At 51.5% G+C, this 20,717-nt stretch carries 18 protein-coding genes; 7 read left to right on the top strand and 11 right to left on the bottom strand.

Annotated features, from left to right (window positions below):
• The first annotated feature begins 99 nt into the window (after positions 1–99).
• A complete protein-coding gene (locus tag BN8_RS32065) occupies positions 100–939 on the top strand; it encodes a T9SS type A sorting domain-containing protein (protein ID WP_144051802.1) in 840 nt (279 codons plus the stop codon).
• Positions 940–1,007: 68 nt separating this feature from the next.
• Here BN8_RS32065 and BN8_RS24915 read toward each other — a convergent pair whose 3' ends face one another.
• The 4 genes from BN8_RS24915 to BN8_RS24900 are packed head-to-tail and all read right to left on the bottom strand — an operon-like array spanning position 1,008 to position 7,280.
• Positions 1,008–4,088: an efflux RND transporter permease subunit gene (locus tag BN8_RS24915; protein ID WP_009284719.1), complete on the bottom strand. Its 3,081-nt coding sequence runs from the start codon at positions 4,086–4,088 to the stop codon at positions 1,008–1,010.
• A 25-nt stretch (positions 4,089–4,113) separates the two neighbouring features.
• Positions 4,114–5,178, bottom strand: coding sequence for an efflux RND transporter periplasmic adaptor subunit (locus tag BN8_RS24910; protein ID WP_009284718.1), 1,065 nt, complete (start codon positions 5,176–5,178; stop codon positions 4,114–4,116).
• Between the two features lie 47 nt (positions 5,179–5,225).
• Entirely contained in the window at positions 5,226–6,608 is a 1,383-nt protein-coding gene (locus BN8_RS24905) for a TolC family protein (protein ID WP_009284717.1), read from the bottom strand.
• A 60-nt stretch (positions 6,609–6,668) separates the two neighbouring features.
• The gene (locus BN8_RS24900) at positions 6,669–7,280 is read right to left on the bottom strand and encodes a TetR/AcrR family transcriptional regulator (RefSeq protein ID WP_009284716.1); all 612 of its coding nucleotides are present in this window, start codon (positions 7,278–7,280) and stop codon (positions 6,669–6,671) included.
• A gap of 260 nt (positions 7,281–7,540) precedes the next feature.
• Here BN8_RS24900 and BN8_RS24895 point away from each other — a divergent pair, with 260 nt between their 5' ends.
• The 4 genes from BN8_RS24895 (at position 7,541) to BN8_RS24880 (ending at position 12,147) form a co-directional block, all read left to right on the top strand.
• Positions 7,541–8,185, top strand: a complete 645-nt coding sequence (locus tag BN8_RS24895) for a thioredoxin family protein (protein ID WP_009284715.1) — start codon at positions 7,541–7,543, stop codon at positions 8,183–8,185.
• 86 nt (positions 8,186–8,271) lie between these two features.
• On the top strand, positions 8,272–8,814 hold the full coding sequence (locus tag BN8_RS24890; RefSeq protein ID WP_009284714.1) for a sll1863 family stress response protein: 543 nt from the start codon (positions 8,272–8,274) through the stop codon (positions 8,812–8,814).
• 256 nt (positions 8,815–9,070) lie between these two features.
• Positions 9,071–9,748 carry a hypothetical protein gene (locus tag BN8_RS24885; protein ID WP_009284713.1) on the top strand — a complete coding sequence of 226 codons (678 nt, stop codon included), beginning with the start codon at positions 9,071–9,073 and terminating at the stop codon, positions 9,746–9,748.
• Between the two features lie 281 nt (positions 9,749–10,029).
• Positions 10,030–12,147: a peptidylprolyl isomerase gene (locus BN8_RS24880; protein WP_009284712.1), complete on the top strand. Its 2,118-nt coding sequence runs from the start codon at positions 10,030–10,032 to the stop codon at positions 12,145–12,147.
• 64 nt (positions 12,148–12,211) lie between these two features.
• Here the strand turns inward: BN8_RS24880 and rdgB are convergent, their stop codons facing one another.
• From rdgB to BN8_RS24860, 4 genes are all read right to left on the bottom strand, one after another.
• The gene (rdgB, locus tag BN8_RS24875) at positions 12,212–12,796 is read right to left on the bottom strand and encodes an RdgB/HAM1 family non-canonical purine NTP pyrophosphatase (RefSeq protein ID WP_040006511.1); all 585 of its coding nucleotides are present in this window, start codon (positions 12,794–12,796) and stop codon (positions 12,212–12,214) included.
• A gap of 61 nt (positions 12,797–12,857) precedes the next feature.
• Positions 12,858–13,766, bottom strand: coding sequence for an FKBP-type peptidyl-prolyl cis-trans isomerase (locus BN8_RS24870; protein WP_009284710.1), 909 nt, complete (start codon positions 13,764–13,766; stop codon positions 12,858–12,860).
• A gap of 105 nt (positions 13,767–13,871) precedes the next feature.
• On the bottom strand, positions 13,872–14,759 hold the full coding sequence (gene bamJ / locus BN8_RS24865) for a BamJ family beta-barrel-assembly machinery protein (protein WP_009284709.1): 888 nt from the start codon (positions 14,757–14,759) through the stop codon (positions 13,872–13,874).
• A 93-nt stretch (positions 14,760–14,852) separates the two neighbouring features.
• Positions 14,853–15,869: a DHH family phosphoesterase gene (locus BN8_RS24860; RefSeq protein ID WP_009284708.1), complete on the bottom strand. Its 1,017-nt coding sequence runs from the start codon at positions 15,867–15,869 to the stop codon at positions 14,853–14,855.
• Between the two features lie 183 nt (positions 15,870–16,052).
• Here BN8_RS24860 and BN8_RS24855 point away from each other — a divergent pair, with 183 nt between their 5' ends.
• Positions 16,053–16,472 carry a nucleoside-diphosphate kinase gene (locus BN8_RS24855; RefSeq protein ID WP_009284707.1) on the top strand — a complete coding sequence of 140 codons (420 nt, stop codon included), beginning with the start codon at positions 16,053–16,055 and terminating at the stop codon, positions 16,470–16,472.
• Positions 16,473–16,515: 43 nt separating this feature from the next.
• Here the strand turns inward: BN8_RS24855 and nth are convergent, their stop codons facing one another.
• The 3 genes from nth to BN8_RS24840 all read right to left on the bottom strand — a co-directional run bounded on the left by nth (position 16,516) and on the right by BN8_RS24840 (position 18,068).
• Positions 16,516–17,181: an endonuclease III gene (gene nth / locus BN8_RS24850; RefSeq protein ID WP_009284706.1), complete on the bottom strand. Its 666-nt coding sequence runs from the start codon at positions 17,179–17,181 to the stop codon at positions 16,516–16,518.
• 64 nt (positions 17,182–17,245) lie between these two features.
• A complete protein-coding gene (locus BN8_RS24845; protein ID WP_009284705.1) occupies positions 17,246–17,494 on the bottom strand; it encodes a hypothetical protein in 249 nt (82 codons plus the stop codon).
• Positions 17,469–18,068: an RNA polymerase sigma factor gene (locus BN8_RS24840; RefSeq protein ID WP_009284704.1), complete on the bottom strand. Its 600-nt coding sequence runs from the start codon at positions 18,066–18,068 to the stop codon at positions 17,469–17,471. The genes BN8_RS24845 and BN8_RS24840 overlap by 26 nt, the downstream gene beginning before the upstream one ends.
• A 467-nt stretch (positions 18,069–18,535) precedes the next feature.
• Between BN8_RS24840 and BN8_RS24835 the strand changes: the two genes are divergently transcribed.
• On the top strand, positions 18,536–20,713 hold the full coding sequence (locus tag BN8_RS24835) for a tetratricopeptide repeat-containing sensor histidine kinase (RefSeq protein WP_009284703.1): 2,178 nt from the start codon (positions 18,536–18,538) through the stop codon (positions 20,711–20,713).
• The last annotated feature ends 4 nt before the right edge of the window (positions 20,714–20,717 follow it).

The following is a 20,717-nucleotide window of genomic DNA, read 5'->3' as shown; positions in this document are numbered from 1 at the left end:
TATGTCGGTTCCGGGTTTAATAATTCAACCCCCAACCCCTCTAATGGCAGCATTTATGCCCGGTTTGCTATCGATGTCCAGGATAACGGATCGTTTGCAATGAATCCACTGCCAAATGGCGGTGGAGGGGCCAACAGCGCCAACTTTTCGGACTGGCAAACGATTACCTTTATCCTCAACAAAGAGGGTAACGCGCTTAAATACCTCACACCGGCTGGAGCGTTGGAACAGCAGCCGATCGATACCTATGACTTATGGGTGGGAACGACAAAGGTCTTTGATAATCAACCTGTGTTGATGTCAACCCAGCCCATGACTGACTTCAGAATTACGTTCGAAGACGGTATCTCCAAAGTACAGTTTGACGATTTTCTGTTTCGGAATATCTCCGGAACGCTTCCCGTCGAACTGGTCTCGTTCACGGCTAAACCGGCCGGAAAACACGTACAACTGGCCTGGTCAACCACCTCGGAACGCGAAGCCGATCGCTTTGTTGTGGAGCGTAGCGGTGATCTGAAGGAATACACAAGGGTCGGGGAGGTAGTCGCCAAAGGAACCACCGACCAGCGGCAGTACTACGGCCTAACCGATGAGTCGCCCATGATTGGCAACAATTATTATCGGCTTAAACAGGTCGATACCGATGGCTCGATTCACTACAGCAAGATTGTAGCGGCCGTGATGGATGATGAAACGCCTTCTTTTGAGTTGAGGGGTAATCCGGCCGAACGGAATACGATTCAACTGGTATCACGCAACCTAATCAATGCCACCTATCATCTGACGACGCTTACGGGGCAGGAACTGGCTGTTCGGGCCGAAACGCAGGCCGATCAATCGTTGCTGTTGATACCGGCACAAGGCTTAGCACCGGGTGTTTATCTGCTGCGTGCCCAGCAGGGCGCTACCCGGCTGGTCCGAAAGATTGTTGTGCAATAACGCGATCACAAAATTGACAGCCCCGATTGGCAAGTTGTATTACCAATCGGGGCTGTCCGCGTTTAGTACTAAGCCAGTGCAGGCTCAATTTCTTCCTCGGCTGGTGCTTTCACCTCTACCCGGGGGGGCAGCAGTTTGTAGAGTACCGGCGTCACAATTCGGGAGAGCAGTGTACTCGAAATTAAGCCCCCAATCAACACCCACGCCAGGGGCGAATACAAGGGGTTGGCTTCTATGGCCAGTGGAATGAGACCACCGATTGCCGTCAGCGAAGTCAGTACAATGGGCACAAACCGGATTTCGCCGGCTTCCCGAATGGCGTCAATCAGCGGCATACCCTGCTCGCGAAGCTGGTTGGTGAAATCGACCAGTAGAATGGAGTTCTTCACCTCAATCCCGATGAGTGCAATCAGGCCGATCACGGCTACGAATGAGAACGGGTTGCCCGTCAGGAGCAGGGCAGCGATGGCTCCGATGATACCCAGCGGGATAACCGACAGTACAATCAGCGTACTTTTGATGGTGCCGAACTCCAGAATCAACACTGCCAGGAAGCCGAATACCGTAATCATAATGATGGTGCCCAGCCCTCCGAACGACTGCTCCCGGCTTTCCAGTTCACCGGCCGCTTTGTAGCGGAACCCAGCCGGAAACTTCATGGCGTCGAGTTTTTGCAGTACGTCATTGTACACATTATCGACCAGGTAGCCGGTTTTGACGAAGCCCGTCACGCTGACGTAGCGGTCTTTGTCGTAGTGCCGAATCAGGCTCGTGCCGGTTTCAAACTGGATGTCGGCAACCTGCCGTAGTGGTACGGCTCCGCCCGTTACCGTATTGACGTACAGATTGTTCAATACCGACTGGTCGGCCACGCGACCCTTGGGCAGCGTTACGTTGATGGCATAATCGTCATCTTCGGCGTCGCTCTTAAACGTACCCACGTTCAGCCCGGCTACGGCCAGTCGGATGGTACGGTTAATATCGGCAATTGATAGACCCAGCAACCCGGCTTTTTCTTTATTAATCTTAATGCGCAGGTCGGTTTTCCGGTTCGCCAGCGGGTTGTTGACGTAGATCAGGCCCGGAGTCTGTTTCAGGATCGTTTCAACCTGGGCGGCCACTGTTCGGAGCGTATCGAGGTTCTCGCCGAAGACCCGAATAGCAATCGGAGCTTCCTGAGCCGGTCCCTGTTCAAAATCTTTCACTTCGATCTTGGCGTTGGGATAGTGCTTGAACCGCTCCCGATATTTGTCGATCAGGACGCGTTTTTCAGCCGGGGACATGTCTGCCAATTGCACAAAGAACTGCGAAAAATTGGCCGATTCGCTACGTTGGATGATGTTGTAATAAATACGTGGGTTTCCCTTGCCTACGTTGGTCGTGAAGTGCCTGATGGCCGGTTCGCGTTTCAGTTCGCCTTCGACGTAGCGGGCAACGCGGTTGGTTTCCTGGAGGCTGCTACCCTCGGGCGTTTCGATGTTGATCAGAAACTGCGGTTTTTCGGAAGCCGGAAAAAGGCCAAAGCCCACCTTCGGCACCAGCGACAACGCGCCGGCGAAGATCGCGCCAGCTACCAAGAGCGCAACGACCGGCCGTTGCAGGGCGGCATTGAGCAGACGGCTGTACGACCCACTAATGAGCCGCTTCAGGGCGCGCATGAAAATGTTGCCTTCCGGATTGTGCTCTTCTTTCAACAGCCGCGACGACAGGAATGGCACAATCGTCAGCGATACGGCAAGCGAAGCCAGTACAGTGAGTACGACACCCATGGGCAGCGAACGAATGAAGTCGCCGGAGCCTTCGGGCAGGAACAACAACGGCAGGAACGCCAGAATGAGTGTAGTAGTACAACCAATAACGGCCAGCGTAATCTGCCGGGTGGCTTTGATAGCCGCTTCGCGTTTTGAGTATCCTTCGCGCAGGTAGCGTTCAATGTTTTCCACGACCACAATCGAGTCGTCGACCAGAATTCCCAGGGCTACAATCAACCCGACGATGCTCAACTGGTTGATACTATACCCGGCGAAGTTAAGGAGTGTAAGTCCAATCGCCAGCGACAGCGGAATCGAGATCATCACTACTACGGCCGCCCGGAAGCCCAACGGCAGCAGAGTCAGCGATACGAGCAGGATGGCGATGCCGAAGTCCTTGGCAAACCGCGACAGGCGCTTGCCGACACTGGCGGCCTGATCGAAGTTTTTGACCAGCTTGATATGGGGCGGCAGCTTTTTGGCGAAATCGTCAACAATTGGGTTGATCTGCTGGCCAACCTTGTCGATGTTCTCGCCCATTTTCTGCCCGGCTGTAACCAGCACTGCCCGGTGGCCATCGAGTCGCGTAATATGCGTTTCGTCTTCCAGGTTAAAATCCACATCGGCAATGTCGCGGAGATATACGATCTTCTGGCCGTTGGTCGAAACAATGGTGTTGCGGATTTCGTCGAGCGATTGGTAGTCGCCCGAGGTTTTGACATTGAACTTGCGGCTACCCGCCTGAATGCTGCCACCCGGAATGTTCAGGTTTTCGGCTTGCAGTGCGCCAATGATGCGGTTGGTCGGTATGCCTTCCTGCGCCATTTTTTCGATATTCAACGATACCCGTACTACGCCCGCCGGATAACCCCAGTCCTTAACGTTTTTCAGGCTGGTTACTTTTTCCAGCCGTTCTTTCAGCGATTCGGCGTAGTTACCCAGCTCCTTGTCCGACGCCACTTCCGATTGCAGCGCAACCTGGACGATGTTAACGTCGGAGGGCGAAAACTTCCGGATTTCGATGTTGAAGATGTCCTGCGGCAATTCATTACGAAGCGCGTTGACTTCCCGCACCACTTCCTGATACTTTTCGTCCGGGTCCTGGCTGTATTCGTATTCAACCTGGAGCACCGCTACGCCATCGTTGATGTCTGTGATCAGGTGCTTCACGTTGTCGAGTTCGTTGAAGCGTTTCTCGGCCGGATCGACAATCAGCTCCTCCATGTCCAGCGCATCGGTACCGGGGTAAACAAAGACAACCGCAAACTGGGGCGCTGTAAATTCAGGGTCTTCGCCCCGCGGCATATTTAGCAGTGAGTTGATGCCCAGCGCAGCGACGCCGATAAACAGCACCAGCATAAACTGCCAGTTTTTGACGGAAAATTCGGAGAGGTTCATGGCTGTGTGAGATGCCTGGCGGCAGTTATTTCAGAATGACGGTCGATTGCTCAGTCAGGAAGGCCGATCCGGCTGTGATGATATCCGTTACGTTACTCAGGCCATTGGCCAGCAGTACTTTGTCGCCATCGAGGAAGCCGATCTGAACCGGTACCTTCCGAACGTGCTTCCGGTCATCGGCCAGCGTGTACACGAAGCCATCTTTACCGTTGCCTTCCACAATCGCTTCGACCGGAATTACAGCATACGACCGGCTCTGAGCGGGTTGCAGCGTTACTTTGGCAAATAAACCTGGGGCAAGCTTTACGCCGGCCGGATTGATTCGTACCTCCACTTCATAGAGCTTGTTCATTGGGTCGGCGGCCTGCGCCAGTTCGCTGATGGCCCCCGTAAACGTTCGGTCCGGGTAAGCGTCAAGGGTAATACTAGCCCGGTTGCCCAGCCGTAGCCGCGCCCAATCTTTGTCCGATACGCCAACGCGAACGACCCAGTCGCCGGGGCGGTTCGATGAAATCTGGAAAACACCAGCGCCCGCCGAAGCAAACTCGCCTTCGTTCATAAGCTTACGGGTTACGGTACCGTCGACTGTCGAGCGAATCTGGGCGTAGGAACGGTTGAACTGCGCAATAGTCAGGTTCTGCGTCGCTACGTTCTGGCCGGTGGTGGCATTCTGAAGTTGTTCGAGCGTAGCGGCTGTATCGGCGTAGAGTGCTTTTACCCGGCCCAGGTCGCGCTCTGCTTTTTCACTAGCCAGTTGGGCCTGGCTTACCTGCGCGTTGATTTCGGTGAGATCGAGCGTGGCCAGCAGTTGCCCTTTCCGGACAAACTGCCCTTCATCGACGTACAGTTTGTTGATAATTCCGCCAATCTTGAACGACAGCCGGGCTTCTTCGGCCGACGAAACAAGGCCCGAGGCCGTTACGGGCTCTGCCCGCACAACAGTAGTTACTTTCGTGAGTTTCACGGGGATGACTGTTTCATCGACCGTAGCGGATTGATTCACTGAGCCCTGTTCGGACTCGGCTTTACTGCTGCAAGCCCACACAACAACGGCCAGCAGGAGGGAGGTAAGAATGTGAACTGGTTTCATGGTTGATAATTGATTAATGAGGAATGTTATGTGATGAGCGACGCGGCTTATTGCACGGCAACGGCCCGGTCGAGGGCAGCCCGTTTAACCAATACGTCCATGCGGGCCAGCGACAGTTGCAGTTCGGCGGTCAGCCGGTCGTTCTGATAGCGCAGAAATTCAATCAGCAGCGCCTGACCGTTGCGGTATTTGCTGTCAATCGTCCGGAATGTCTGATCGGCATTGGCCAGGCCACTTTGGGTGGCAGTCAGGCTTTCGGTAGCCGCGTCAAGATCGTAGTAGGCCTGTAGCACCTGGAGCTGAATCTGGCGCTGAACCTCCGCCAGCCGGGTTTGCAGGGCATCCGTCTGGATTTTAGCCTGCTGAATCTTCGAGCGCTTTTCGTAACCCCGAAACAGGTCCCACTGCAAACCAATCTGCGCCACTACGTATGCCTGATTCGCGAATGAATACCCGAAACCCTGAAAGCCCGTGGAGCCGCCGATGTACAGATTGGGGATTTTAGCGTTTGCTTCATTCAGTTTGACCGCCGTTTGAGCCGCCCGCAACGAACCGCCCAGTTGGGCCAGTTCCTGCCGACCACGGAGGGCTGTTTGCTGCAAATCCGAGAGATTTTCCTGCGATTCGGGTAGAATGCGCGTCAGCGATGAGTCCACATCGATGCTGGTGGTCAGCTCGCGGTTGAGCAGGAAATTGAAGTAAGCGCGAGCCGTTTCGCGATTTTTCTCCGCTACGGCCAGTTGCTGATCCAGCTTGCTGACCTCATACCGGGCCGATGTAACGACCTCTTTCGTAGCTACGTTGTTGTTGACCAGTTTCTCATTGAGCCGGGTCAGTTCGCCGAGCACTTTCCGTGAGTTTTCGTAGATCCGAATGGCGTCCAGTGTTTGCAGATACTGGTAGTAAGCCGTAGCAATGTTATAACGCAGTTCGTTTTCGACCACACGCTTACGGGCTTCCTGGGCTGAAAGCAGTTGTTTGTTGATCAGGTAGTTGTACTGAATATCGGTGTTAAAAATAGAGTAGGAAACCGAAACTTTAGTGTCGTGGAAATTGTGGGGAGCCAGCAGCTCATTTACGTTCGGGATATTGGTCGGGAACCGATCTACGCCGGTTAGCTGATTCAGGGTACGATAGGCCGGGTTGAGCAGATCACCGACCGGAAATTCGAGCCGACGTCCCCCGGCCGCTACTGAGTACGTGGGATTAAAAGCCACGCGGGGATAGAACAGCGATCGCGCCTGATTCAACGACTCGGTTACGCGGCCGATTTCCAGCTTTTCCTGCCGGAGGGCCAGGTTGTTAGCGAGTCCCTCGCTAATGTATCGCTCAATGATGGCAGATTTGGGCTGGGCAAAACTGGCCTGAGCGATTAGAACCAGTAGCAGAATGAAACCCAGCCAGTGAACAACGGTTAGGACTGTTTTCATGATCGTTTATTAGTTTATGAACAGTGTTTAGTGATGTGGCAAAAAAAATGTGGCCCCTCCCTAGAGACCACGACGTATCGTATCGCAAAAAAGCTGAAAGGCATCATCCATGATCTGCTGACGGTCACACTCGGGAAACATGTGCATCCGCTTACGCAGGAATAAAGCTGTATAACCATGAATGCCGCTCCAGATCATCATAGCTGCCACCTGCGGGTCTTGCTTACGAAAAACGTTGGCATCAATACATTCCTGAACCACCTGCATTAGCAGGTTGAAGGCCCGATCGCCTTCTTCCCAGTCTTCTTTTTCCAGCGTTTCCATCGGGGCTGTCATAATAAACATGAGGTCGAACAATTCCGGATTCGCAACCGCGAACTGGATGTAGGACCGGCCCATTGCGACCAGCTTCTCAAACGGATTAGTAAGGGTCAGAATTGGCTGAAACTCCTCAACCATTTTCTGAAAGCCCCGCTGGTGAAGAGCGTATAACAATTCATTCTTATCCTTGTAATACAGGTAGATCGTAGCTGGGCTATACTCTATCTCATCAGCAATGTTACGAATGCTAACTTTCTCATACCCATTGGCAATGAATAGCTTCTGGGCAGCTCCTAAGATCAGCCTCCGCATTTCCTCGCGTTCCCGTTCTTTCCGTTCTACAATTCCCATGACTGTCAATTAACACCACAAACTTACTGAACACTGTTTAGTAAACAAGCGATGTTTATAATTTGGGTTTAAAATTGATTAAACGGTCATAATGACCACTGAGATGAAATAGTAGCTAGAGATACGATATATACAGAGCAAACAACCGATAATAATTGGAAACAAACGAGTTGGCTGGCTTTATCCTTGCTCTATCTATATAAATCAACTCGCAAGGCTATCGATTAATCTTTACGATATATTCGTTATCTAAGTAATACATGCAAAAGCTACTACGTATAAAACCACTTGCAACCGGTACGACGCTGCTGGCCTTTATGGTCTGGCTCGTTGCCCCGCTGCTCTATGCCCAGGCACCAAAGGGTTACGCTATTGGCGATCCAGTAGTTGATTTTCGGCTTAAAACTACGGATGACCGTAGCATTGGGCTGAACGATTATCGGGGGCAGAAGGGGCTTATCGTCGTGTTCACGAGCAACCATTGTCCTTTCTCCAAGGCATATGAGGATCGGATTCTGGCGCTGGACCGGCGGTTTGCTTCGCAGGGCTATCCAGTTCTGGCTATTATGCCAAATGATCCGGCTGCTTACGAAGACGACTCCTTCGACCGTATGAAAGCGCGCGCTCGCGATAAGGGTTATACATTTTCTTACGCCATCGATGAAACCCAGGCTGTTGCCCAGGCTTTTGGGGCAACCCGAACTCCGCAGATTTTCGTGCTGAAACAAACGAACGGGCAGTTTACGCTACAATACATGGGGACAATTGACGACAATCCGCAGGATGCGGGTAGTGTGCAGCGCCGGTACGTAGAAGAGGCCGTAGGTAACCTGCTGGCCGGTCGCCCTGTTCAGACACCAATTACGAGGCCCATCGGATGCGTAATAAAGTGGAAGGGCATGTAGGAAACCAGCAACCACTGTAGAAGTACGTGTAGGTTGGCACGACCTTTGCCAAGCGCTTTGGGGAAAACAAACTACACACAGACGTTATGAAAAAGATCACGTTATTACTTCAAAAAGTCGCTGGTACAACGATGCTCGTAGCCTCACTGGCTTTGCTACAGGCTTGTGGTTCCGACAATAAGAATGAATCCCGGACCGAAGATGCACTGGAAAACACCGGTGATGCTATCGAGGCTGATGCGAAGGATGCTTCTGCGGAAGCACGCGAAGATCTCGACGAAGCTGGCGATAAAGTCGAGGCAAAAACGGATGAAGCTGCGGCTGATTTTCGTGAAGAACGCGACAAGGCAGTAGCGAACATCAAAGAACAACAGCGTAAACTGGATTCCCGTATCGATGAGCTACGCGCTGACATTAAGCGCGAAGGTGCTCAGGCTAAGGCCGAAACGAAGGAAGAGCTGGCTGAGCTGGAAGCCGAACGGAAAGAACTGGGTGAAGATCTGCGCGAAGCTCAGAATGCTACAGCGGCTGCCTGGAAAGATGTGAAAGCTGGTTTTAAGCGGGCTGGTAAAGAACTAGGCAATGCCTTTGATCGGGCCGGCGAGAAACTGGATAACGATAACAATTAATACCGATTACCCTTTAGTGGTGTTAAAACGCCGACCCAATTTGTGGTCGGCGTTTTTTTGTGGAAAGCTGTGGCAAATTTTCTACGACGACATACTAAGAAATGCACACTACGTTCAGGTAATATCTGCAAAAGAGATTGCGAGATAAATTTTATAAAAGAGTTTACAGTCCTGGTAAAAGCTCCTGATCCACTGCTAAACGAATTAATTCGTTTTCTGCCAGAACAAGGCGCTCACCGACCTGTTTATATGCATCATGCCCCTTGTAACTGTCACTATTCTGCGATACGCTCCGCTTGCCCGATTCCGGGCGTTTGCCAACATGGGTCGCTTCCTGATGAAGCCAGTCCAGGCCGATGGACTGCGGTTTCAGAAGCTATTGGGCAGTGGACATAATTTCGGGCTCATTCCGGATTTTTCAACCTACGTTTTTCTGGGGGTTTGGGAAGATAGTGCAGCCGTTGACAGTTTTTTACAGTCGAAACCGTATTCCGACTTACAGCGCGGTACCACACAGGTCAGTACGCTATATCTACAACCTCAGCGTTCACACGGCCTGTGGGATGGACAGAATCCATTTCTAACTGCGAAGGCAGAGGCCATGTCAGATCCGTCTGCTCCCGTTGCGGTGCTAACCCGGGCCACCATCCGGCCACGGGCTCTGCCTGATTTCTGGCAACACGTACCCCAGGCCCGGCAGCGCCTGAACGACCACCGCAACGATCTGGTGTTCGGAATCGGCGTTGGTGAAGTACCCATTGTGCAGCAATGTACCATCAGCGTCTGGCGCAATGCGGCCGCTGTGGATCAGTATGCGTATCGACAGAGTGGCCACAAAGAAGTAGTACGACTTACCCGACAACGACACTGGTACAGTGAAGAGCTGTTTGCCCGCTTCAGCGTTCTCCGTATCGACGGCCAATTGCCCGCATAACTCAGGCTTCCGGCCGCATTCTGTCTGTATTAAATCATCTTAAATACAAGATTAAGTGGACAGTTTTTCGAGGAGTTGGTTGAAGTTATTCGTCTGTGTCAAGCTTTTGGCTATCAATTGCTTACAGGTAACAGAAACGATACGTATCTATCAGACTACGTCTGTGTAGCAAAGGTATTTCAGCGTACGAGCTCTGTATCAGTCGTGTTCTGGGGATTTGCTCTTGTAATCCAGCAGGAAAAATTGTTATTTTGCGGGCTAAATATTGCGCAAAAAGCGAAATGTCTGTCATTAACAAAATCAGAGAACGTTCAGGCTGGGCCGTAGGTATCATTGCCATCAGCTTGATTCTGTTCATTGTGGGGGGCGATCTGCTGGGTAGCCGTAGCCTATTTGGTGGTAATAGTCAGGAGGTTGGCGAAATTGCCGGCCAGTCGATCAACTACCAGGATTTCAACGCCAAAGTAGATGAACTTCGGGCGCAGTTTGAGCAGCAAACCGGCCGTGCTCCGTCAGAACAGGACCTGGCTCAGCTTCGTGAACAGGCCTGGAATCAGTTCGTATTCGAAATAGCCTATCAGGAGCAGTTTGATAAGCTGGGCCTGGAGGTATCGGAGCAGGAGCTGGTGGACATGGTGCAGGGTAACAACATCAGCCCGGCCGTTCGGCAAGCCTTCACGAATCCGCAGACAGGTGTTTTCGACAAGAGCGCCATCATCAATTACCTCAAGGGGCTACGGAACCTGCCTCCTCAGCAACAGGCAGCCTGGGCTAACTTCGAGGCTAATCTTAAGCAGGATCGCCTGCGGGAAAAATACGAGAACCTGATGCGCCTGTCGGTGTTCGCAACGACCGCCGAAGCGCAGAAAGAATACCAGGCTCAGAATTCAAAAGCTGATATTAAGTTCCTGTTCGTGCCGTATTACACCATCAACGATACGACCGTGAAGGTGACGGATTCGCAGCTTCAGGACTATCTGAATAAGCACAAGGATGAATATGAGGGTGCCAACACCCGCACTATCCAGTACGTAACGTTCTCGGTTGCGCCGTCAAAAGAAGACAGTGCAACTCTGTACAGCGAAATCAAAACTCTCGCTCGTGGCCTGGGAGCCGCCAAGAACGACTCGACTTTTGCCTTACAGAACAGTGATGTTCGCGTACCGCTCTATCTGACGGCTGGCGAAATGCCGGAACAGCTCCGCGCATCAATCCCGACGTTCTCGCCGGGAGGTATCTACGGTCCGTTCCGCGAAGGCAACACGTATTTCATCTACAAGTACGGCGGTACCAAGCGTGACACAAACTTCACCGCCCGGGCCAGCCATATCCTGATCCGTCCGACGGCTCAGACCGATTCAGCCAAAGCCGATGCTCGTCGGCGGGCCGAAGCCTTGTTGCAACAGATTCAGGGTGGTGCCAGTTTCGAAGCCCTGGCACAAACCAACAGCGCTGATGGTTCAGCCCAGAACGGTGGCGACCTCGGTTATTTCAAAGACAACGGTCAGATGGTGAAACCATTTGAGTCGGCCGTGTTCGGTGCTACCAGCGCCGGTCTTATTCCGCGGATTGTTGAAACGGATTTCGGTTACCACATCATCAAAGTAACTGAGCCAAAAACGAACGTACTGTATCGTATTGCGGCCATTGGTAAAACTATCGCTCCGAGTCAGACAACGCGTGACGAAGCCCTGCGGAAAGCGGATGAGTTCGCGGCCAGCGTACAAACTAAGGAAGAGTTTGATGCCAAAGTGAAGGAGGATAAATCGCTGGTCGTTGCTACCGCTGAACGTATCCCGGAAGGCGCTAACCAGATTAACGCCCTGACCGGCTCAGAGGTGCGCCAGGTAGTACGTTGGGCGTTCGACGACAAAACCGATCTGAACAGCGTATCAGAGCCGTTTGAACTGGGTGACCAGTACGTAATTGCGGTCCTGACTAACAAGACGGATGAAGAAGACGTGAAAGTAGACGATTACCGCAGCGAGCTGACGACCAAAGTTCGAAACGAACTAAAGGCTGAGCAGATTCTGAACAAACTGGGTAATGCCAGTGGTTCACTGGAAAATATTGCTCAGAAGTATGGTGCGGGCGCTCTGGTCGAAACCGTAACGGATGTTAACCTGGCTACAGGTTTCCTGCGCAGCGCTGGTGTTGATCCGGTGGCGTTGGGTAAGGCCTTCGGTCTGAAACCGGGTAAGCGTTCGAAGCCATTTGCTGGCGACGGTGGCGTGTTGATCGTGGAAACGACCAAGCTAACACCGGCTCCTGCAGTTGCTGACTACGCACTCTACAAAAACCAGATTCAGCAGAACACGTCGGCACGGACGAGCTTCTATATCAACGAAGCGATTAAAGAAGCCGCTAAGATCGAAGATCGTCGGGCCAAGTTCTATTAATCGTACAACGTAACGTAAGAATCCCCGCTGGATTTGCCATTTAGCAATACCAGTGGGGATTCTGCTATTTTACCTGTTCCTTCAGGTAAGCTACCATCTTCGCCAGCGCCCGCGACCGGTGGCTGATCTCATTCTTTTCGTCCAGGCTCATCTCGGCAAAGCTTCGGTCGTAACCTTCCGGCTGAAACACGGGGTCGTAACCAAAACCACCCGTACCGCGTGGCTCCGTTAAAATGTGCCCTTCAATAGTACCTTCAAATTGGTGTTCAACACCGTGTAAGATTAGGGTGAAAATCGTTTTGAAGCGTGCTCTGCGGTTCTGAAAAAGCTGGCCATCCAGGTTGACGAGCAGCTTTTCGATGTTCTTGGCGGCATCGCGCGTACCCGAATAAAAAGCCGAGTCAACGCCTGGTTCGCCGTCGAGTACATCAACCTCCAGGCCCGAATCATCGGCGAAGCAGGAAATCCCGAAATTAACCCATACGTATTCGGCCTTCTGGCGTGAGTTACCGGCGATGGTTCCACTGGTTTCCGGGAGTTCATCTGTACAGCCAATGTCAGCCAGCGTTTTCAACCTAAACGCATCGCCCAGGCGAGCCGTTACTTCCTTTAGCTTGTTCGTGTTGTTGGTGGCAAAGCAGAGTTCCATAGAGCAAATAAAAAAGCCGTTCGTGGTAAAACTACGAACGGCTCGAAAGGGCATCTAATTCTTATTGAATTTTGACGATTTCTATTTCAAATATTAACGGCGTGTAAGGTAAAACGGTGTAAGTACGAGTAGATTGATTATAACTACCAGTGGCACCATAGCCAAGTGCCGATGGGAAAATTAAGGTTCCTTTTTCTCCTACACGAAGTCTAGTTACGCCATTTTCAAAGCCTGGAACGACCGTCTTAGCACCTACCTGAAACGAAAACGAACCATCGGATCTGGAATCAAATACGGTTCCATCAGGGCGTTTTCCTGTGTAATTCACAAAAACAGTCTTGCCGGTCGTCACCTGTGCCGAGTCGGGCCGAGATTGCGTGACGGCTACCCGAAGGCCGTCGTCCGTCTTCTGAGTAACATTAATCTTGTTGGCACTGATGTATTCTTCAATTCGTTGTTCTTCAGTCCGTACGCTGACAATACGCAAATCGTACCGTACTGGTGCGTATTGAGGCAATAAAAGCGTTCCTTCACGGTTGCCGTCCTGCGCTGATGGTACCAGCAACGTTGCTTCTTCACCAGCACGTAGTTTTAGAACACCGGCGTACAGGCCAAGTGTAATACCAACGGTATTATTACCGGCTAACGTTACCGTTCTGGGATTATTCGCAGCAATGTCGGTGCTATCAACAATTACATTATCCAACCGCCGGGCAATGTAGTGATACTTCACCTGATCGCCTACTTTGGGCTCCTGACCGTTTGGAGCGGTCTTGGTTTTGATGATGTAAATGCCCTCTACAGTCTTTTCTGCGTTCAGGTTATTCTGCGTGAGATACTGTTGAATCTCCGCTTCGTTTTCGCGCTGTTTGCGGTCAATCAGGGCTTCGCCGGGCTGCTGGCAGGAACTTACCAGAATAGACGAGCCCAGAAATAAAGCCGATATCGCCTGCAGTGAATTTAATCGCATTGTCTTACGCTGCTAAATGCTTGTTTACCAAAGCGGGCGATACGTATCGCCCGCTTTGAGATAACGAAAAAATGGGAATTCAGGTGCCCGAAAGGGGCTAACGGACTAGTTAGCCGTTGGGTTTTTCTGAATATCGATCAGTTCAATGTCGAACAGCAGCACCGAGTTAGGCGGAATGCTCTGGTTACCCTGCGGTCCATACGCCAGTGTCGACGGAATGATCAGGGTTGCCTTCTCGCCTTTGTGCATTTTCATAACACCTTCTTCCCAACCCGGAATCACCTGGCCTACGCCAATTGGAAACTGGGCCGGTTTGCCCTGCGCCTGCGGATTCGTACGTGAGCTATCGAAAACCTTACCGTTCAGAAGCTTACCCGTGTAGTGAACCTGCACGATATCACCCCGCGACGGCGTTGGGCCTGAACCCGGTTGCGTTACGACGTAATACACACCGGAATCTGTTTTCTTGGCTTTATCGCCCAGATTCTGCTTGGCAATGTAGTCGGCAATGGTTTTTGCATCAATGCCTTTTTGCTTTTCAAAAGCAGAGGCCTGCGCTTTCTGGTATTCCTCCTGCGATTGAATATCAACCACTTTTACGGCAATACCTATGTCCGTACCTTTCTGAACGCCCGGCGGCAATGGCTGCATGGCCCGCGTAAAGAGCGAATCGGCGCTGACGTAGAACGTAGCACTGTCACCTTTGCTGAGCATGGTCAGGCCTTCTTCGTAGCTGCCCTTAAACGGCGGAACCTGGAGCAGCATCTGGAAAGGAGCGCCTTCTTTGTGCGTATCCCGCAACACCGAATCCTTGCTGTTCAGCAGGGTCAGGTGCATGGTCATAATGTCGCCGACTTTACCTTTGCGGCCACCTTCGTTTTGCTCGTGAATCTGGTATTTTAAGCCATTCTGCGTCACCTCGACGCGGTTTTTCCCGCAAGCGGCTACTACAGCGACTAAAAGGGCGGCTTTCCCGAAATTTTTGAAAAACATGAGAGAGTTACTGGGTTATAACACTAATCTAAAAAACGTCAGAACATACGGCAAAGGTACAGACCGACAAGGATTTAACTTTAAAACAACCGCCTACACCGTTTCCAGTAGCTGTTGCTGATACTGCGGCAATACGGCCAGCAGTCGACGCTCGGTTTCAGCCAGCGACTGTCTGGAACGCCCGCCAGCCGCGTTTTTGTGGCCACCGCCCTCGAAATGAGCACTGGCCAGCTCGCGAACCGAAAAATCGCCCACTGATCGGAACGACAACCGAACCTCATCGCCCCGATCAATTAGAATAGCCGCCATCACTACGCCCTCGACCGAAAGAGCATAATTGACCATGCCCTCCGTATCACCGGTTTTAGATCTGTACCGCTTCAGTTCGCTATCTGTCAGCGTGATGTACGCAAATTTGTACTGAGGCAATACTTTCAGCTTCTCGTTCAGTACGTAGCCTAGCAACCGTAGTTTGTCAAGTGAGACGTTATCAAAAATGCGCCGGTGAATACTACTGACGTCAATACGTAGATCGACCAGTTCGGCAGCCATCCGGTGTACGTCACCTGTTGTTGTCGGGTGGCGAAACGAGCCGGTGTCCGTCATCAGACCCGCGTACAGACATTCGGCAATTGGTACGTCAATCTCGTCTTTATCGCCCAATTGAACAATCAGCCGGAAAACCAGCTCGGTCGTTGCGGCTGCCGTTGGGTCCCACAGTGCCAGATCAGCAAAGGATTCAGGTTCGAGATGATGATCAATCAATACCTTACGGGCGCGGCTTTGCCGAACCATGGGGCCAAGGTCACGAATGCGGTCGAGGCTCGAAAAGTCCAGACAAAAAATAATGTCGGCTTCTTCGATCAGGCGGGTAACGGTAACGCGCACCTTCTCATCAAAGGCAATAACTTCATCGTTACCGGACATCCATTGCAAACTCAGAGAATAATCGGTCGGTGTAACAACGGTTACCCGGTGGCCCCGCTTCCGGAGGTAACCGGCCAGGCCCAGCGACGATCCCATTGCATCGGCGTCGGGGTTTTGATGCGTTGTGATCAGCACCGTTTGCGGCTGATCAATCAACGCGCCAATCGCTTCAATATCCTGCATACATAAACAGCCACCCGGCTGTAATCAAAATTCAAAAATACGAATAATTTGGATATCAAGCGGGTAAAGCTGAGCAGTCGGGCAGGTGTAGACTGGTAAGGGGGGCACTCTCAGCAGCGGACGTGGCTTTGTGACTGAAAGTTAGTAGCTTTGCGCCCAAATAAAATTTGGATTATACCCATAATGGCGACTAACCGTACGTTTACCATGATCAAGCCCGATGCCGTAGAGGCAGGGCATACCGGTGCGATTATAAAAATGATTGAAGAAGCGGGGTTTCGGATTGTAGCGATGAAGAAAACTCAATTGACAAGCGAGCGGGCCGGCCAGTTTTATGCGGTTCACCGCGAGCGTCCTTTCTACAACGATCTGCGTACATATATGTCATCCGGAGCCATCGTACCAATGATTCTTGAAAAAGAGAATGCGGTGGCTGACTTCCGTAAATTGATCGGTGCAACGAACCCCGCCAACGCGGAAGAGGGCACGATTCGCAAGCTGTATGCAAAATCGATCGAAGCCAACGCGATCCACGGCTCCGACTCGGATGAGAACGCCGAAATTGAAGGCAATTTCTTTTTTTCGGGCGTAGAGCAGTACTAATAAAGTTGGGGTTCAAGGTTCGACGTTTTCCGGATCACGGCGGCTATTCCAGACTTTGAACCCCCACCTTTACACTCTTTTCATAGTATTTACAGAAATCCCGCAGGTCGCATACCTCACATTTCGGCGACCGGGCCAGGCAGACGTATCGGCCATGCAGAATCAGCCAGTGATGCGACTTGTAGACGTACTCTTTGGGAATGTGGGCAACGAGGGCTTTCTCGACCGCCAGTGGAGTCGTTGCTGTCAAGGGGGCAAGCCCCAACCGGTGCGACACCCTGAATACGTGCGTATCGACCGCCATTGTCGGCTGGTTATACACGATCGAGAGAATTACATGAGCCGTTTTTCGGCCAACGCCCGGCAGTGTCTGTAATTCGTCAACTGTCGACGGAATCTCCCCCTCAAATCGCTCCATCAACAGGCGGGCCATGCCGACCAGATGTTTGGCTTTGTTGTTGGGATACGAGACACTTTTAATGTAGCTGAGTACCTCTTCGACCGAAGCCGCTGCCAGTGATTCGGGCTCGGGAAAGCGCGCAAACAGGGCGGGGGTTACCTGATTGATACGTTTGTCGGTACACTGTGCCGACAAAATAACCGCGACCAGCAACTCGTAGGGGCTGCTGAAGTGTAGTTCCGTTTTCGGTTCGGGATAGTGTTGGGTGAAGTAATCAAGAAAACGGCGGAATCGTTCTTTTTTCTGCATAACAAAGTGGACGTCAGATGCTGAACAGCATCTGACGTCTGTGAATACAAAACCCAACAGTGTGCTACGGCTGTAGCTTAGCTGCTGGGTTTGGCGGATAATTCCGGGAGTACGCAAGAATGGACTCAACCGTACTGGTGCGCGGCTGGCGTTCAATCTTGTTCATCAACGCCCGAAGTTCAAGGGCGTCCAGGAAGAAGGTCATTAACTCCGGTTCTGACATCAGAGCGTCTTCAATGAGTACGTTTTCCTCGGCAGAGGTTTCCTCATAGACATACCGGATCACATCATCTTGGGTAAAAGTTTTTATCATAACTCGGCGAACGTTTGCTAAGTTGCTTGCGCAGATTAATCAGCGCATAACGCATACGTCCCAAAGCCGTGTTGATACTTACACCGGTCGCATCGGCAATTTCCTGGAAACTCATTTCCTCATAGTGCCGCATGATAAGCACCTGCCGCTGTTGTTCCGGCAGCCGCTGGATCAACTCGCGCAAATGCTCGTGTGTTTCCTGCCTGATCTGAAGTGATTCTACTGAATCTTCTGCAAATTCAAGCGTGTTGAACACACTGCTTCCGTCTTCAAACACCACATTGGGGTAGCGTTTATCTTTTCGGAAATAGTCAATGGCCAAGTTGTGGGCGATCCGAATAATCCAAGGTAGAAACTTGCCTTCTTCGTTGTATTTACCAGATTTGATTGTTTCGACCGCTTTAATAAACGTGTCCTGCATCAAATCTTCAGCTACGTACTGATCTTTAACAATCAAGTAGATAGTTGTGTAAATCTTCGACTTATGCCGTTGCAGCAACTTAGCAAAGGCCTTTTCGTTACCACGGATGTACAGGGAAATCAGCTCACTGTCATTTACCTGGGCTTTTTCCATTTTCAGTAAGACAATTAGGTAACGTAGAGCTTTGCTTCGATAGTGTGTAATGGGGTTAAGTTTTTTCCTGTACGTGGTAATCCAGGGTATAAAAATAAGAGGTTTATCGGCTCATTTGCAAACGTATAGGCAAAATATTTGCCAAAAAACGTCATATAACCGAAAAATAAATTATTAATAGCCCAAATCAGAGTGAAAATAAGCAATTTTGGAATAGCCTATTTTTTTCGTTGAATTGTTCTATTTACCCTTATTCGTAAGTATAGATTCTATTTAATTGCAATTCGTTTAAATCCGTCTAAAATTTTTTTATGAACCATTCATCCGTTTGGATGCGCAGTTCATGCGGCAAAACTAACAATTCATGCGGATATCCAAAGATTTTAACCGTTAAGTAATTGATAATCTGATTCTCGTATTTACTTTTAAGTCTCGTATTGGCGATTACCCGTTCAGTATGTAACCTGATGAGATCTCTGGCGCTCTGGATTGGTTTACTTACCTGGTGCACAACTAGCTTTGCACAGCGGTCGGTATTGCCCGAAGTGAACTTCGATCGCCGAGGTGATCATCAGTACATGGATAGTCTGCGGGTGCTGGGCCATCAGTACCTACGCTCTACGGAATCGGCAACTCCCCGGCCACGCCGGGATACCCTGCAACTGGAGGGGCTACGATATCTGGCCGTTGTTTTCAAACAATGGGGAACTAATCAAAACGACAGTAGCTATTATTATGCCCACCGACTGGTCCAGCAGGCTCGTCAGGCGGGGCATGTGTTGTATCAGGTACGTGGGTTGATGCTGGAGGAGTTTTATTTCCGCGTCCGTAAAAATGATTATCCCAAAGCGTTGCAAATCAATCAGCAGGCGTCTGCTCTGGCTGCCATGCTTCCCCGTGCTACGTCGCCCCTATGGCAGGTAAAAATGAACATGGGCGATATTTACGCCCTTCTGAAAGACTACCCGAATGCGCTGCACAGCTATCAGGATGTGCTGACGCTGTTGCCCCAGAATACGCTCGTATCGCGGCAAAATCGAAAACTACTGCTGGCACAGGCTACCAGTCAGATCGGGGAGGTGTTTGAGCGGCAACAGCGGTTTGAATCCGCTCAGGCTCAATTTGAAGAAAGCCGACGTATTACCCGCGAAACCACCTCGCAAACCAACATCGCGTATGCAGAGGAGCGATTGGGGGATTTTTACTTGGCCCGTGAGCAATTTAACAAAGCCATTCCTTACTATGAGAATGCCCTGATCGTCTGGCAACGACTGACGAATTCGGTGGGCCAGGCTTCGGTCTGGGCACGGTTGGCTGAATGTTACGCCCAGTTAGGACAGCCTACACTGGCCATCAGCTACGGTGAGAAAGCAATGGCTGTTGCCCGGACGCATGAGAACCTTCGTATTCGTCAGATGGCAAGCCTGGCTTTGTACAGGGCGTATCGCGCCGATGGGCAAACCGAAAAAGCACTGGCGCAATTTGAAGAGTTTAACATGGTCAAGGACAGCCTGACCCGGCAAAAACGGATTGAGGAAATAGTGGCGATGCAGAATCAGTACGCCATCAGTAAGGTTCGGGATGAAGCCGAAAAACGGGAGCTCGTTCAGCAGAAACAATTGATCAATATCCGGCGACAGGCCGAAATTGCCCGGCTGCGGGCGGAAGCCGAACGGGAACAGTTGGCTGGCGAGGCCCGGATGAGTCAGTTACAACAGCGTATCGAAACCGAACGGCTACGGTCGGAAGCGGATAAAAGCCGGATTGAGCACCGGGCGCGCATCGATGCGCTGAGCCGGGACATTGAACGTGAATCGCTGATGCGGACCTTTCTGACCGTGGGGCTGATTATGTTCCTGATTTTTGCCATTGTTTATTTCCGCAAGAGCCGGCTGATTACCCGTCAGAAACAGCAGATTGAAGAACTCAACCGTGGCCTGGAGGATAAAGTAGCCATCCGGACGGCCGAACTGCAACTGGCCAACGACCAGCTCCGGGCTAAAAACCGGGAGATTCAGGAAGCGCTGCTACGTGGCCAGACACTGGAGCGGAAGCGCATGGCGGCCGACCTGCACGATAGCCTGGGTGGTTTGTTGAGTGCCATTCGGGGGAGTCTGTCGGCACTGAACCCGGCCCGGCTGTCGGAGTCGGAGCAGCGGATTTATCAGAATCTGCAACTGATGACCAAAGAAGCGTTTGCCGAGATCCGCTACCTGTCGCATAACCTGCAACCCGACGAGCTGGAGAAACAGGGCTTGTCGGAAGCGCTCGTTCGGCTGACCGACAAGCTGAATTTAATGCAGCAGATTACCTTCCGGCTGGATACGACCGAGCTAACGCGCCTGGATAAATTGACGGAATTTAATCTCTACTCGATCTGTATCGAGCTATGTAGCAACATTCTGCGCCATTCCGAAGCTACAGAAGCCGACATCCTGTTCCGACGCTTCAATGGCGAACTGAATATGATCGTTAAGGATAATGGCCGGGGACTGGAGCGCACTGACGCTTCCGGCATGGGGCTGCGTAATATTCAGGCCCGAACTGAAGCCATGAATGGCCGGTACGAGGTGCATTCGGGCGTTGGCGAAGGAACGACCTTTATTTTTATCCTGCCCACTTCTTCGGACATGGCGACGGTTTAACGGG

It is taken from the genome of Fibrisoma limi BUZ 3 (assembly GCF_000296815.2).
Classification (GTDB): domain Bacteria; phylum Bacteroidota; class Bacteroidia; order Cytophagales; family Spirosomataceae; genus Fibrisoma; species Fibrisoma limi.
Note: the sequence above shows the minus strand (reverse complement) of the source record. Positions and strands in the feature narration are given on the sequence as shown.